This window comes from Spirulina major PCC 6313 (assembly GCF_001890765.1).
In the GTDB taxonomy this organism is placed as follows: Bacteria; Cyanobacteriota; Cyanobacteriia; order Cyanobacteriales; family Spirulinaceae; genus Spirulina; species Spirulina major.
This window is the reverse complement of sequence record NZ_KV878783.1, coordinates 4,905,886-4,920,759: the sequence shown is the minus strand read 5'-3', so window position 1 is coordinate 4,920,759 and position 14,874 is coordinate 4,905,886. Positions and strand designations below refer to the sequence as shown.

At 55.6% G+C, this 14,874-nt stretch carries 12 protein-coding genes; 4 read left to right on the top strand and 8 right to left on the bottom strand.

The genetic code is table 11. The annotated features are described in order from the left end of the window. Positions 1-9 precede the first annotated feature (9 nt). The 6 genes from SPI6313_RS21715 to SPI6313_RS21690 all read right to left on the bottom strand — a co-directional run bounded on the left by SPI6313_RS21715 (position 10) and on the right by SPI6313_RS21690 (position 4,963). Entirely contained in the window at positions 10-333 is a 324-nt protein-coding gene (locus tag SPI6313_RS21715) for a phasin family protein (RefSeq protein ID WP_072622871.1), read from the bottom strand. Between the two features lie 167 nt (positions 334-500). Continuing rightward, positions 501-1,472: a solanesyl diphosphate synthase gene (gene sds / locus SPI6313_RS21710; protein WP_072622870.1), complete on the bottom strand. Its 972-nt coding sequence runs from the start codon at positions 1,470-1,472 to the stop codon at positions 501-503. A gap of 166 nt (positions 1,473-1,638) precedes the next feature. Further along, on the bottom strand, positions 1,639-2,592 hold the full coding sequence (locus SPI6313_RS21705) for an asparaginase (protein ID WP_072622869.1): 954 nt from the start codon (positions 2,590-2,592) through the stop codon (positions 1,639-1,641). A 51-nt stretch (positions 2,593-2,643) separates the two neighbouring features. After that, entirely contained in the window at positions 2,644-3,156 is a 513-nt protein-coding gene (locus SPI6313_RS21700) for a CGLD27 family protein (protein ID WP_072622868.1), read from the bottom strand. Continuing rightward, positions 3,156-3,581, bottom strand: a complete 426-nt coding sequence (rsfS, locus tag SPI6313_RS21695) for a ribosome silencing factor (protein ID WP_072622867.1) — start codon at positions 3,579-3,581, stop codon at positions 3,156-3,158. Before rsfS ends, SPI6313_RS21700 begins: the two co-directional genes overlap by 1 nt. A 116-nt stretch (positions 3,582-3,697) precedes the next feature. Next, positions 3,698-4,963 carry a glycosyltransferase family 4 protein gene (locus SPI6313_RS21690; RefSeq protein WP_072623281.1) on the bottom strand — a complete coding sequence of 422 codons (1,266 nt, stop codon included), beginning with the start codon at positions 4,961-4,963 and terminating at the stop codon, positions 3,698-3,700. 256 nt (positions 4,964-5,219) lie between these two features. Between SPI6313_RS21690 and SPI6313_RS21685 the strand changes: the two genes are divergently transcribed. Both SPI6313_RS21685 and SPI6313_RS21680 read left to right on the top strand, forming a co-directional pair. Then, positions 5,220-5,726, top strand: a complete 507-nt coding sequence (locus SPI6313_RS21685; protein WP_245788944.1) for a hypothetical protein — start codon at positions 5,220-5,222, stop codon at positions 5,724-5,726. 97 nt (positions 5,727-5,823) lie between these two features. After that, a complete protein-coding gene (locus tag SPI6313_RS21680) occupies positions 5,824-6,711 on the top strand; it encodes a hypothetical protein (protein WP_072622865.1) in 888 nt (295 codons plus the stop codon). 112 nt (positions 6,712-6,823) lie between these two features. Here SPI6313_RS21680 and SPI6313_RS21675 read toward each other — a convergent pair whose 3' ends face one another. Both SPI6313_RS21675 and SPI6313_RS21670 read right to left on the bottom strand, forming a co-directional pair. Further along, positions 6,824-7,453 (bottom strand): exopolysaccharide biosynthesis protein, encoded by a 630-nt coding sequence (locus SPI6313_RS21675; protein WP_072622864.1) that lies wholly within the window; start codon positions 7,451-7,453, stop codon positions 6,824-6,826. Positions 7,454-7,563: 110 nt separating this feature from the next. Continuing rightward, positions 7,564-9,534 (bottom strand): tetratricopeptide repeat protein, encoded by a 1,971-nt coding sequence (locus SPI6313_RS21670; protein ID WP_084669156.1) that lies wholly within the window; start codon positions 9,532-9,534, stop codon positions 7,564-7,566. Positions 9,535-9,615: 81 nt separating this feature from the next. Here SPI6313_RS21670 and SPI6313_RS21665 point away from each other — a divergent pair, with 81 nt between their 5' ends. Both SPI6313_RS21665 and SPI6313_RS21660 read left to right on the top strand, forming a co-directional pair. Next, a complete protein-coding gene (locus SPI6313_RS21665) occupies positions 9,616-12,324 on the top strand; it encodes a glycoside hydrolase family 10-like protein (RefSeq protein ID WP_245788942.1) in 2,709 nt (902 codons plus the stop codon). Positions 12,325-12,468: 144 nt separating this feature from the next. Then, positions 12,469-14,868: a transglycosylase domain-containing protein gene (locus SPI6313_RS21660; RefSeq protein WP_245788940.1), complete on the top strand. Its 2,400-nt coding sequence runs from the start codon at positions 12,469-12,471 to the stop codon at positions 14,866-14,868. Positions 14,869-14,874: the final 6 nt, after the last annotated feature.

The window sequence follows — 14,874 nt, the reverse complement described above, 5'->3', positions numbered from 1 at the left end:
CTGTTTCTCTTAACGCCACAGTTTATTTTCTAAATCTCGCACTTGATGCTCCAAGCGGTCAATGCGGCCGCGCAGTTCATCCACTTCCGACTGCCGCGCTACCCCAAAATCCTGGAGCACATTCCGCAGTTGGATCTGCATCCGCTCTTCAAAATTACCCTGTTCTGTCTTCACTTTGCCCACCACTTCATCAATAATCGTGCGGGCTTGTTCCGGATCAATCTTGCCTTCGGTCACTAATTGATCGCCGACCTCGGTTAATTTTTCCGCTAGGAATGAGGTTGTGCCCACGCCAATCATGAGCATTTCTTGAATCCAGTTGGTGTTTTCCATACCCGTTCTCCCATGGCGTTGATTGTACAAATCCGCTTTTCCATTGTCCCGTCCCAGCCCTGAATCTGCCACTCTGCGGCCGGAAAATTGATCACCCTTCCGCCGATCAAAACGCCCAGACAAGGCGGCTTTAGCCCCTTGGGTTCAAAGCAAGGAATGATGCACCCTTAATACATCCGGGTGAGGATATAGGACGAGAGATCTTCGAGGGCTTGGGCACAGGGGGAGGGGGGCAGGGTTTTGAGGTGGGCGATCGCCTGTTGGGAATGATGGGCTGCTAAGGCACGCGATCGCTCAATACCGTCCGTTTCCCGCACCGCTGCTAAGGCTTGCTCCAGATCCCCCGCTTGGCTAAATTCGCGCTCAATTAACGCTGCAATATAGGGCTTCTCTTCCATGGCGTAGAGCACCGGAGCCGTCAAATTCCCACTCGCTAAATCCGAACCCGCCGGTTTCCCCAACACATCACTGGTGGCGGTGAAGTCGAGAATATCATCCACAATTTGGAACGCCAGGCCGAAATGATGGCCAAAATGATAGAGGTCTTGGGTTAACTCCACCGATGCATCACTGAGCACAGCGGCAGCCTTGGCACTGTTGGCAATCAATGACGCGGTTTTGTAATAGCTTTTTTCGAGATAGGCTTCGATGGATAAATCCGTATCAAAGCGGTTTAACCCCTGACGAATTTCCCCCTCGGCAAAATCACGAATCACCTCTGAGAGCAATTTCACCACCTGCAAATTATCCAGATTGGCGAGATACCACGACGACTGCGCGAACAAAAAATCACCGGCCAACACGGCGATCCGATTGCCAAAAAAGTTATTCACCGTGGCCACATTGCGGCGTAACTCTGACTCATCGACGACATCATCATGGACGAGGCTGGCGGTGTGAATCATTTCGGTGATTTCAGCGAGGCGACGGTGGCGGGGGGTAATCTCTTGCCCGGCCATGGTTCCCCGCGCCACCATCAACACGATCGCCGGTCGCATCCGCTTTCCTCCCGCGCCAAAGAGGTGTTCTGCTGCCGCACTTAAAATCGGGTGCTTGGCCCCCACGAGGGTTTTAAGGTTGGTGCTGAGAATGTCAAGGTCGGCTTCTACGGGAGAAAACAAGGATTTTACAGAGGTCATTGGTACGCCCCAATCGGCAGAGGACAGCAGGATGGTTAAAAAAAGTTTACATATCTTTTCATTTATTTTAAGACAAGTGCCCAGTGATCCACCAAGTTTGTGGAAAATTCCGGGGTGATCCGGGGGGCGATCGCTCATTTTGACCAAAAACTGGGACGGAATGCCCCTAGAGCATGGTGAGATCCCCCACCACCTCCAGGCGTTTATAGGGACTGAGTTTCATGAATTGTTCCGATAGGGTTTCGGCAACGGGGGGCGTGATCCAGCCCAGTTGCCGCAGAATGTGGATCGCGATCGCCGACTTCGCCCGCTTCGCCCCATCATGCACCTTAATCGCCAAGCCTAATCCTTCCCCAGCGCGGCTAATACATTGAATGCCTTCGGCTCCGGCTTTACTCACTAATTCCCCTTCCGTCATCCGCATCAATTCCGTATCAAAGGCCCCCTCTCCCGCCACCAAATGCGGATAGTAGGTCATCGCTCGCACAATCCGTTCGAGATCAAGATGCTCCCCCGATGCCAGTTGAGCGTATAAACTTGCCATCTGGATCAGGGGCATTGAATAGATCGGCGCACCACAATCATCACGGGCGCGAATAAATTCATCGGCGGGCATCCCCAGGAGTTCGCTGATTTTGGTGATGATCAGTTTTTGGACAGGGTGGCTACGGTGCAGATAGGTTTCCAGGGGATAGTACCGCTGTTGGGCGACGGCGAGCATCCCGGCGTGTTTCCCGGAGCAGCAATGTTGGAGGGGGCTGTCTTTGTCGGGGGGGGTGGGACATTGGAGGGCGGTGGGATCAATGTCACAGCGCCAGAGAATATTGAAGACTTGGCGGGCGTGTTCGACGCTGCCGTGGTGGGAACTACAGATGACGGCAAGGTCGCGATCGGTGAGGCCGTAGCGTTCGATCGTGCCGGTGCTGGTGACGGCGAGGGCTTGAAAGGGTTTGAGGGCCGAACGGATAAAGGTGCTCATGGCCGCATTACCGGCTTGGGTGAGCAAGCGCCCGCGATGGTCGGCAATCACCGCTGTGACGCGATGGGTGGATTCAAGAATACCTTCTCGGAGGAGTTGTACTTCTAATTCTGGGGCTGGGTTCCGAAGGCCTCGCGTCATAATAGCGTTTTAGCAATGGGATAAAGAATAGGGAAGGGGATCACTGGTGAGTTAAAGGTAGGTATCGGCTACGAACCAGAGGGCACTGCCGCCGAGGATACTGAGGGCGATCCAGAGGAATGTGGTCTGGAGACGTTGGAGGATGGGTTGCACTTGATAGGATACAACGAGGCGATCGCGCATCAACACTTCATCGGTTTTTTGCCACCGTTGACCGTCGTACCAGCCCGATTCTTCGTAGACTACCTCGGTTTGAGAGAGGCGATCGCGAATATACAGCCACCCTAAATAGAGGCGGAGCAACAGCAGCACCACAATCACCAACGCTCCACCACTGGCGGCTAAGGCAAATTGCAGGGGCAGCCGTTCCGGTGGAAAGCTCGCCGCCGCCGTTGGCCCCGCAATCACCCAACTCCAGGCCCACACCCAAACCAGTTTACGCACATAAACAAAGCGCGATTGCACCGTCCAGTTAAAGAGCCAGGCTTCGCGCAACTGCTCGTATTCATTGAGGGGCTGTTGCTCTTCGGGGACAGGACACCGGGTGGAAGGTTCAGAGGACATCACAGTAGCGGCTCCGGATCATCAGTGGGGAAATCAATGCGCTCGGCATGACCCCAAAATGCCTCTAAATTATAAAACTCTCGCTCGGTGGGCAGCAGCACATGAACAATGATTTCGCCGTAATCTTGCAAGACCCAACTGCCTTCGGTTTTGCCGGCGGTGCGGAGGGGGTAGCGTTGCCACTGCTCTTCCATTTTGGCTTCGACGGCATCGGCGATCGCCCGCACCTGAGTGCGCGAAAACCCACTTGCCACGATGAAATAGTCACTGAGGTAACAGACATCAGTGACGCGCAAGAGGGTGATATTGGCGGCTTTGCGCTCATCGGCAGCGATCGCGATCGTCCAGGCCATTTGAGAGGTGGGATCAGCCGCGAGGTGTGCCGGCAGTGAGGGAGGAGAAAGGGGCGATCGTTGTTGGGTCATGCACAAAATTAGAAAAACAGAACTCCCCCGATCATAACGAAGCCTGTTCCGGTCGTCCCAAAGTTGCAATGTTTTGTTGATGTGCCTACGGATCGCCGCCCCATCCCCCACCAGCATTATTTCAGAATCTCATCGCCCACCGTGATACAGGGTTCGGGCTGGATGAGCTTGAGAAAAAGGTCTTCATAGCGATCAATGGCAGACCGGCAGGCGTAATTGGCGATCGCATGCTGTCGCCCTTTTTGCCCCAGTCGTTCAAGCTCTTCGGGCTGACGATATAACGCCTCCACCGCCACCGCCAACGCCTTCGCATTTTCCGGCGGAACCAACACCCCGCCCCCACTGGCTCGAATCGCCATCGCCGCCGTCCCCTCCTCCGGAACCGCCGCCAAGATCGGGCAACCACTGGCCAGCAGCACCTGAATTTTAGAGGGCATATTAAAGGACACCACATTGAATTTTTGCACCACCAAACCCACATTCGCCGCCGCCAGCATTGTGGGAAGCTGGGCACGGGGTTGGAACGTCAGGAATTGCACATTTTGGAGATTGCGTTTACGGGCGCGGCGGCGCAAAGGATGAAGCGCATCCTCAGGGCCAACGATCACAAACACAATCTCTGGTAAGTGAGCGAGTTTCCGAGCGGCATCAATCACATTAATGAGCGGTTGGGTGAGGGCAATATTTCCGGAATACAGCACCACAAATTTATCGCCGAGCTTGTGCTCCGCACGAAACGCATTATCGTAGCGATCCAACGGGCGAATAAAATTAACATCGACCCAATTGGGAATCAAACAAATCTTTTGAGAATCGACGTTTTTTTGCGTCAGGTTTTCGATGAAGCCTTCAGAGATAACTGTAATTTTTGTGGCAATGAGATAATTAAATTTTTCTAATGCTTTGAAAATCTTAACAGCCACCGGATTCCGTAACAGGCCCACTTGAATCGCGGCATCGGGCAAGATGTCCTGCAAATTGAGCACCACCGGACAACGATAAAGGAATCCCAGCACGGCCGCCGGTACTCCCACCGGCAACCCCGGAACCGTCATCAAAATGACATTGGGCCGCCACCCCCGCAACGCTTGCAAAAAACTCAACAGCATAAAGCTCAGTTCAAAAAGGCCGCGATTGATCAGGTTTCGGTTTTTACTGATGCGCACATAACAGCGTTGAACCGTCACACCATTGATCTCTTCTGTGCAGTAGAGTTTGCCCCGGTAGGTTTCAAAAATCTCGCCGGCAGGATACCAGGGCATCGCGGTGATCACCCGCACTTCATGACCACGTTTGACCAATCCTTCTGCTAACTCGGTCATCAAGGGCGCAATGCCGATGGGTTCCGGGTAGTAGTTATAGGAGTAAATGAGGATACGCATAAATTGGGAGACGATGAGAGAACGGCAGGGAGCGATCGCCAAACGGCATCAAGACGGATAGATGGCACTCCATTGATGACAAACTCAACCCAAAAAATCAATTTGCGTCCCACGAACGCAACGTCTTAACTATCTACTCCGCTTTCTATCCTACTGAATCCGTACCTAAAAGATTCGAGTAAAGAAAAATCAAAACCCAAAACGAGTACGGCAGAATGGAGGTGTTGCCTATAACTACAAAGGGGATTCAATGGCTATGATGCCTCGTACCTGGTTTACATCATTTTGTTTAGCGGTATTACTTTTCTTAACATCTTGTACCGCAGCGCCGCCGTCGGAGTTTGACCAAGCCCAACAGGAAAGTACCCAATCGGGGGCTGCGGCAGTGGCAGATACCGCCGTCAGTGGCGGCAGTTTAAACCAATATTTTCCGCAACCGGCAGAAGATTATGATCTGGTGTACGCCCAAGAAAAAACGGGGTTTGCCCAGGCGAAGCTTAAGCAAGCCGGGACGGAGGTGGCGGTGCTCTCCATCGCTGACATTCGCAACAACCCCGATGCGGCCCAGAAATACGCCGACAGTGCTGAGACCCTAGGGGGTTATCCGTTGGCGGCGCAGGGAAACACCGGAACGGGGGTACTGGTGGCGGATCGCTTTCAAGTCAAGGTGCAATCCCGTGCGGAGAGTTTTACGGAGGGCGATCGCCAAGCCTGGCTTGAACAGTTCAACCTCGATGGTCTCGCGGCCCTCGACAGTCCCTAACCCCACCATCGCGTCCAATGTTGAATGCTGAGGAGCGAGATCAACCTGTCCTGCCCGCTCCTTTGTCTCTACCTGTTCCTTTATTCCAGAGATGACCATGAGCAAACCGATTTTTGAACTTGTTGACGAATTGCCTGAGCAAAATATGACCGTCCGTGCCCTCAAGGCGCTGGATTTTCTCGTGCCCGGTGAGTGGAACAATCTGGTGGGGTTTAAGGAGACAATCCGCACCGTGACGGGCGAAACCGATCCGGAACTGGTGAAACAGATTGGCGATCGCGCCGTCTGGCTCTTTAACGACAAATCCGAAGGCTACCAACGCGCCCTCTGGCTCTATCAAACCGTCGATAGCGCCGACAGTGCCCTCGGAGCGGCGGCGTTGGCCAATAAAGTCGGGGAAAAAGTGCCCCTTTTGGGCTTCATGAGCAACCTGACCCCCAAAGCCGATAAAGCCCAAACCATTGACCTCTGCCTGAAGCTGGTGGTCGAAGTGGTGGCCTTTTGCCAAATTAACGGCATTCCCGGCGATAGCATCGGCGATTTTGTCAAATCCCTCGCGGACTATAGCGGTGAATCCCTGATGCGGATGGCCGCCTTGGTGTGTTTTGATGCGTTAATTCCCCTTGGCCCGGATTTTATCCAAGGCACTCAGGCCAAGCTGAACAGCCTTTCGCCCCAAGATCTCGAAAATAATGCGGTGTTTAGCCAAGTCAAAAAACTCATTCCGGGCCAAAGCACCCCGAAACAATTAGCCTTTATCGGCGAGAGTTTCGACAGCGTCAAAGGTTGGATGGGCGGATTTGTGAACCGGAATGATCTATCCGTGGCGAAGGTAACGGGCAAGTTAGGGCAGTTTATTGAGGTGTCGGATAGTAAGCTCGATTACCTGGCGGCGTTTCTGGATGTCACCACGAATTACTACGAGCATACCGGGACTCAAACCCTGGCCCGACGACTCATTGAGCGGGCTGCTGCCGAAATTTAACCCGTTCAAGGTTTAGATCCATGGCGATTCATTGGCAAGGGGCGGCAAGCCCCTTGCTTGTTGCTAGGCGCGATCGCCAATCACGTCCACCGCTTCCGGTGGGGGTGAGGGTTTAGGGTGTGCCGGTAATCCAGGTTTTAACCATGTCGAGGATGCTGGCTCCACCGCGATAGAACACCCAAATCACGGAGACCATGACCACCGCGATCGCAATACAAGCCGTTGCACCGGCAGCACAGATCGCGCCGTCGTCTTCCACGAGTCCAATCCCGGTGAGAAAAATCCCCATGGCGGGGAGGGTATTCGTGCCGGGGATGATGATCATCATTGAAATGGCCATGAGGGCGATCGCACTGCCCACCCAGAGACGACCCGGTAAACTCGTGCAGACGGCGGTAAAGCGGGGCTTGCTGATCCCTTCGAGGCGACGTAACCAGGGCAACCCAGCTTTAACAAACCGTTGCGCTAGCTTGGTTTTGATGCTCCAATTCACCATCCGCTGCGGCAACCATGGTTTTTGTGACCCGGTCATAAACTGCACCGCCAGGACAAAAATGAGCAGGCCAAAGGGCACGGAATAGCCCGGTGCTGGAATTGGCAGGGCTGAGGGTAACGCCAAAATCACAAATAAAAAGCCAAAAACCCGCTCACCGGCCAGTAGCAGCACGTCGTTGAGTTTCACTGTCTCGGCGCGTTCTTCTTCAAAAAAATAGCGATTCAATTCCGTGGAAAGTTTGGCCATAGGGTTGCCGTTGATGGGGAAATGCCCGCATCTCAAAAATTTTTCCCATTTACTATACACCCCAGCGATCGCCTCCTAGCACATCGCCGTTGATGGCGCGACGCACCGACCTAGGGGGATTCAGGAATGGGCGGCAAGGCCGAGGGATTGAGCAAACGATTCCAGGTCTCAATTTGGGCTTGGGCGGCACTATAGGCAGCCGTATTGGGGGGCACAAGGCGGGCGATCGCCACAGCCTCAGTCAAGCTTGACCCCGATCGCTGACGGGCGATCGCCAAAATCTGCCCACTCCATTGATTGATCCGTTGCCGACTGGTGGCCCCTTGGCGGCTATTGCTGGGGACTTGCTGCGCCAGTGCAATGGCAGCTTGGAGGGCTTCAGGTGTACCGGCTTGGGCCCGCTGGGTCGCTTGAGCAAGCTGTTCTGCGCCCCGCACCTCCTGCTGCCACCCTTCAATCTGCCGCTGGGCTTCCCCGTAGAGGCTCCGCCCGGAGGAAATTTGTTGTGCCACTTGGATCGCTTCGAGGTATTGCCCCCGATTGGCTAAGGCGATCGCTCGATCCAGAGTGGGGCGGTCTTCTTCGCGTTCGAGTTGCCGTTGCCAATCATCAATCTGTTCTTGAGCTTCCCCGTAGAGACCCCGCCCAGAACTCACCTGGCGAGCGCGTTGAATTGCCCCTTCAAGATTACCGGCACGCGCCAATTCTGCCGCAGCATCCAAGATCGGTTGGTCAGCGGTGCGTTCGATTTGGCGCGTCCAGTCATTGATCAAGCCTTGGGCTTCGGCATAGCGGGGATTATTGCGAGGGACGGTGCGGGCTTGGGAGATTGCCGCTTCTAGGGCGCTTTGGGTTCCCCCCCGCGCCAAGGCAATGGCCGCATCTAAACTTAAGCCGCCTTCAATGGAATCTTGCCAACGGCTGATCAGTTCTTGGGCTTGGTTGTACAGTGGGCGGCCAGGGGCAATTTCTCGCGCCGTGGCGATCGCATCTTCATAGTTAATCTGCGTCCCAAAACTCGCCACCGACACCGCATCGGCCAGGGTGCTAATGTCGGCAATTTCATCCTCTAGCCGCAAGGTGCTCGGAATTTTATTCACCACCTGCATCGCGGCTTGCCATCTTCCCTGCCGCAGATTGACCATGGCCAACTCCACCAGCTTTTCTTTGGCGCGATTGATTAAGGTTTGGGCTTCGTTATAGGTGGAGCTTGTTTTGGGCACTTGTTGGGCCGTGGCGATCGCTGCCAGTAAATTATCCAGGCCGCCCTGATCAACTTGGGCAAACACCGCATCTAATTTTTTACTCTCTTCGCGGGCCGTATTGAGGGTTTCAAAAAGCTGGTCATACCGGGTCGTCGCCCAGTAGCGATTCTCTAATTTGGTCAGTCCAGCCGCCGTTTGGAAGGCTTGACCCCATAGCCCTTCATCCATTTGTGCCAAAGCTTCGGCTTCAATAGCTTCGGCTTCGTCCCAAATCTCTTGCCAGCGTTGAATTTTGCCTTGAATCAGGGTGGGATCATCAAACTGGCTGGAAATTTGGGTGGCGAGGGCGATCGCTTCCTCTAAATTGCCCTCTTGAAATGTGGATTCCCCCAAGCGCAGTAATTCCTCAATCCAGATTTCGGTGTAGCGTTCAATTTCGGGATAAAGGGGATGATCCACCGGGAGATTCTGCACCAGTTGCAAGGCTTCCATCAGATCGGGAATAGTCCCCTTATTGGCGGCCAACTGAGCACAGTAAAGCCGCATGGAAGCCGAGGCCGTGGGTAAAAAGATCTGGGGGCAGTTGGGAACGGCGGGCGACTTCAATAGCAGAGCCGTGGCGGTGAACCCAATGCCTCCGGTGCAGAGGACAAGAAAAATGGCGATCGCTTGCCAATTGAGACGGCGGGGGGCAAGCTCAGGTTCTGCCGATGCCTCAGGCTCAGGCTGGGGGGCAGGCCGAGTCTGGGTTGGCGGGGTGGGCTGGACAAACTTAGAACGGGGCAATGCACCAATCAGGTGAAATCCGTCATCTAAGGACTGTTCCCGGTTGGCGTGAGGGGAGGATGGCAATTGAGAATAATCATTTGGTTTCATCGCTAACCCCACAGTAATGCACGTGAGTTCAAGTCTTGCAGTGCAGAATGTGCATAATAATAACACGCTCATCCCCAGCCCTTGCCTCAGACCTTGATGGGTCGGGCGTTGCTGGTCCTCATTGTCCTCAACAATACTATTGCCGTGTTAAACGTTGTGTTGCGCTGGTCATTTCTCCGTCGTGTGGTGTTAAGAATTTTGCCCGGATCATTGCTGTTGATGACCGTGCCCGCAGCAGCGATCGCCCAAGATCTATCCTTAACCGTTGTTCGTGATCCGTCGAATCAAACCCAATGGAGTGGTATTACGCGCCGCTTACAAGCCCTCGACGTGGCCTATTGCGTCCTAGAGGGAACGGATCTACACCCCCAGCGTTTACCTCAACCGGCGAATGCCGTCATGGTGCTGGCCAATATATCGGCTCTCAATGCCAGCCAAGGGATGGCGATCGCCGCCTGGCTCCAGCAAGGCGGACGAATTATTGCCACCGGCAACACCGGCAGCCTCGCCCCCGAAGCCGTCAAAACCCAACTCCAAACCCTCCTCGGTGCCACCTGGGGCTTTCCCCTCACCACCCCCACAGCCCTGCAATTAAACGCCACCCTCCCTGTGCCGGCCCTCCCCCTGGCCACCCCCCTCCAAGGCGCGGCCATTCTCCCCACCGATGGCAAGAGCCGGGTGTTGGCCCACTGGCAAACCCAGCGGTCAACCCCGGCGATTGTCGCCACGGATCAAACCGTCTTTTTAGGCTGGCGCTGGGGCAATGATCAAGTGGCCTCCGTGAATACCGATGTAGCCTGGTTTGAAGCGTTGTTGCAGCAATATGGGCGGCTGCGCAGTTCCGGGTTTGGCAATGGACAAAACTGCGCCACCGGGTCAAACACGATCACTCAAACCGTGACGCAAACCGTTTCCCAAGCCAATCCCCCAGCCCCACCACGGCCCACCACTCCCCCAGGAGGGCGACCGGCGGCGACTCCGGCCCCTGCGATTTCAGCAGCAGCCCCGACGACGGCCCCGCCCTCTTCCCCACAGGTAGCCACGATGCTGGCGGCTGCACCGGCCTCCTTACGGGCGCAATATCACGACGTGACTCGGCTGTTTGAACGCTATGAAAGTGCGATGATCGCCGCTGAATCCCAAGCCTTAACCGAGTCGTTTCAGGACACCGTGGCCCAAATTCGGAACAAGGGCGATCGCAGCCCGGCCCCAGCCTCCCCCACCTTGCAGGAAGCCCGCGATCGCCTCACTGCGATCGTCAACCTGATCGCCAGCCAATCCTTTCCCCAAGCCGCCGCCGCCACCCGTCAACTGCACAGCCACCTCTGGGACAGCTTCCCCGCCGAGGAACCGATCCGCTATCCCGAAACCCGCGCCATTTGGCTTGATCGCGGCACCATCGTCCGCACCCATTCCGAAGCCGATCTTGCCCGCATCTTTAACCGCCTCGCTGACGCTGGCATCAATACCGTTTTCTTTGAAACCGTCAACGCCAGCTACCCCATCTATCCCAGCACCGTCGCCCCCGAACAAAACCCCCTCACCCAAGGCTGGGACCCCCTCGCCGCTGCGGTTAAACTCGCCCACGAGCACGGCATGGAATTACACGCCTGGGTCTGGATTTTCGCCGCCGCCAATGAACGCCACAATCAACTCCTTGGGCAACCCGACAACTACCTCGGCCCCGTCCTCAGCCGTAACCCCACCTGGGTCGCCACCGATCGCCGGGGCGATCCCTTTCAAGTCAACTCCCGCAAAGTCTTTTTTGATCCTGCCCATCCCGAAGTCCGCGCCTATCTTCTCGATCTGATTGACGAAATTGCCACCCGCTATGACGTAGACGGGATTCAACTCGACTACATCCGCTACCCGTTCCAAGATCCCAACCTGGATCAAACCTATGGGTTTGGCCTTGAAGCCCGCCGTCAATTTTCTCGCCAAACCGGCGTTGATCCCCTGACCATTCGCCCCAACGATCCCCTCTGGTCTCAGTGGACTCAATTCCGCATTGAGCAGATTAATACCTTCGTGCAATCGGCCCACACCCTGTTACAGGAAAAACACCCCGGCACGCTCCTTTCCGCCGCTGTGTTTCCGATGCCGACACGAATTCGGCTGACCCGCCTCCAACAAAACTGGGAAGCATGGCTCCAGGGGGGCTATGTTGATCTGTTAGCACCGATGACCTATGCCACAACGACCACGGAGCTACAAACATTAACGGCTCCGGTGCTCGGCCATGGGGTGCGCAGTGCGACGTTATTACTGCCGGGCATTCGGTTGTTGCAGTTGCCGATGGTGGGGACGTTGGATCAGATCCAATACTTACGGGACTACGCGACGGGGGGCTATGCCCTGTTTGCGGCGGAAAATTTAAGTCTCAACTTACAAACCGCCCTCCGCCAAACTCAAGGTCGCCGCACGCGGCAAGGGTCTGAACCGATCGCCCATCGCCAACCTTTTGAAACCGCCGTGTTACGGTATCGCGCCTTAGAGCGAGAATGGCAATATTGGGCGCAACAGGAGGCCTTGCCTGCGGATCAGCCTCTCTGGCAAGATTGGGCGACCCGATCGGCCCAAGTGGATCAAGCCCTGGCACGGTTGGCGGCTGACCCGTCGGCACGCCATGCTCAACAGGCCCAGCGGGTGCTCCGTGAGTTTCGAGCTAGGGTAGGGCAGCAGTGGCAAGGGGCGGCGATCGCTTCCCCCTATCGCCGTAAAGTGTGGGACAATCACTTGATGGGGTTAGAGCATTTACTACGGTACGGGATTCAGCATAATTTGCCTTAATGCTTGGTCTAGGGTTTCAAGCGCCGACGTTCACCAGTTGTTGTTTATTTGCAGTGAATCTTAGATCTGGTAACTCCGATTCTAAGCAGGTTAACCTAGATGCGTAGCAAGATTTGGTGGTGTCGCGAAACTTAAGGAGTTGGTGTGTCCAAGTTTATTCAAAAGCCTGAAAAAAAAGCCGTAATGCCTGTACCGGAATCCTCTACACCGGCTACAGCTAAACCGAATGTGCCTCGCGCCTCAAAGGGTGCGGGGGGGCGATCGCGTCGTCCTCTATACAAACGGGTCTGGATTTGGGTGGCTCTCGTGACAGCAACGGGAATCGGTGGAGGGTCAGCCTATTTCTATCAACGGTGGCAAGACCTCGAAGCGACCCTCCCAGAATCGGTTGATGAGGTGATGACCTACAACCGCGAAGAAACCCTCCGGGTGATCGCGGCCGATAATACGGTGCTCCAAGAGCGCGGCCCGATCAGTCATGAAGAATTAGACATTGAAGAGATTCCGGACTCCCTGGTGCAATCCTTTATCGCCAGTGAAGATCGTCGCTTTTTGAATCACAAGGGTGTCGATTATCAGGGGATTTTGCGGGCCACTTGGGCGAATCTGCGGGCAGGGGAAGTGGTGGAAGGGGGAAGCACGATCACGCAACAGTTGAGCCGGATCGTCTACCTCAACCAAGACCAAGAGGTGATGCGTAAACTCCGGGAAATGCGGATTGCCCAAAAAATTGAAAATGCCTATAGCAAAGAGGAAATCCTCGAACGGTATTTGAATCTTGTCTATTTGGGCAGTGGGGCCTACGGGGTCGCTGATGCGGCGTGGGTCTATTTTGGCAAGGATGTTGATGAATTGACTGTGGCGGAAACGGCAATGCTGGCGGGGATTGCGCCGGCTCCGAGTGCCTATTCACCCTTGGAAAATCCGGAGGCGGCCCAGGGTCAGCGCGATCGCGTCTTGAATCGGCTCTATGACCAAGGGTTTATTGAGCAAGCCGAGTATGAGGCAGCGATCGCCTCAGATCTCGCCCTCAACCCCCAAAAACCCAAACGCTTCAATCGTCAAGTTCCCTACTTCACCGACTACGTCCAAGAAAAACTACCCGAAATTCTCTCCGAGGAGCAACTCGCCGCCGGGGGGCTAACGGTGGAAACCTCCATTGATCTAGAGTGGCAGATCGCCGCCGAAGCAGCCGTGGCGGAAATCTCCGAACGCTATGGTTCGAGCCAAGACTTCCAACAAGCTGCCCTGGTTGCCATTGACCCCACCACCGGCGAAATCAAAGCCATGGTGGGGGGCAAAGACTACAACAGTGAAGAGAATAACGGTCAGTTTAACCGAGTCACTCAGGCCCAACGCCAACCGGGATCGACCTTTAAACCCTTTGTCTATGCAACGGCGATCGCCGCCGGATTTTCTCCCTACAAGAGCTATCGAGACGCGCCCTACGTCGTCGATGGCTACGAACCGAAAAACTACGACGAAACCTATCGGGGCAATATCTCCATGCTTGATGCCCTGACACGCTCCGTTAACATTCCGGCCGTGCGTGCTCTCATCGAAGTAGGTTGGAACCCCGTCATTGAGGTGGCCAAAAAAATGGGCATCACCTCAAAACTCGAACCCACCTACTCCCTTGCCCTTGGGGTTTCCGAAGTCACCCTCCTCGAACTCACCAGCGCCTATGGCACCTTCGCCAATGAGGGAAAGCACGTCCCCGTCCATGGCATTACCCGCATCCTCGATCGCAATGGTGAGGTGATCTATGAAGCAGAGCGCCAGTCTGTACAGGCGATCGATGCTGAATCCACCGCGATTATGACCTGGATGTTAGAAACTGTCGTGGACTACGGCACTGGCACAGCGGCGAATCTGCCCGATCGTGATGTCGCTGGTAAAACCGGCACATCAGACGATTACCGCGACCTGTGGTTTGTGGGGTATATCCCTCAACTCGTGGCCGGGGCCTGGCTCGGCAACGATAACAACAGCCCCACATCCGGCGCTAGCACCACAGCAGCGGCCCTATGGCACGCCTTTATGAAACGCATTGTGGATGATATTCCCAAAGCTGATTTTCCCCCGCGGCCTGACAAGCTAGGGGGACGGGAAGCCACCATCGAAGTTGAACCGATTAAACCGAAGAAAAGTTTCTACCGAGAGCCGCCCAAGCCGGAACCCCCACCCTCGAATCGTTCGGCTCCTCAGGGTTCTTCCTCCTCCAGTCCATCGCAACCGTCTAGTCCCGCTCAAAATTCTAATTCTGAGCCAGCGAGCAGTCCAGCGAACAATGTGCGCAAGCGACAAACGGAGTCGAAGCCGAGCCAGCCAGCCCCCTCGCGTCCACCGGCAAACACCCAGAGTCGGCCGGCTCCCTCGCGTCCGCCGACTCCGGCCCCACCGCCCGCTGCTGCTCCCGCGCCCCCTCCGGCGGCTGCCCCCGCTCCCGCTCCCGCTCCCGCCCCCGCCCCCGCACCGCCAGCCCCCCCTGTGATTGAAAAGCCCCCGAAACCGGCTGCCGATGCTCCGGCGGCGAGTGAATAGTGATCC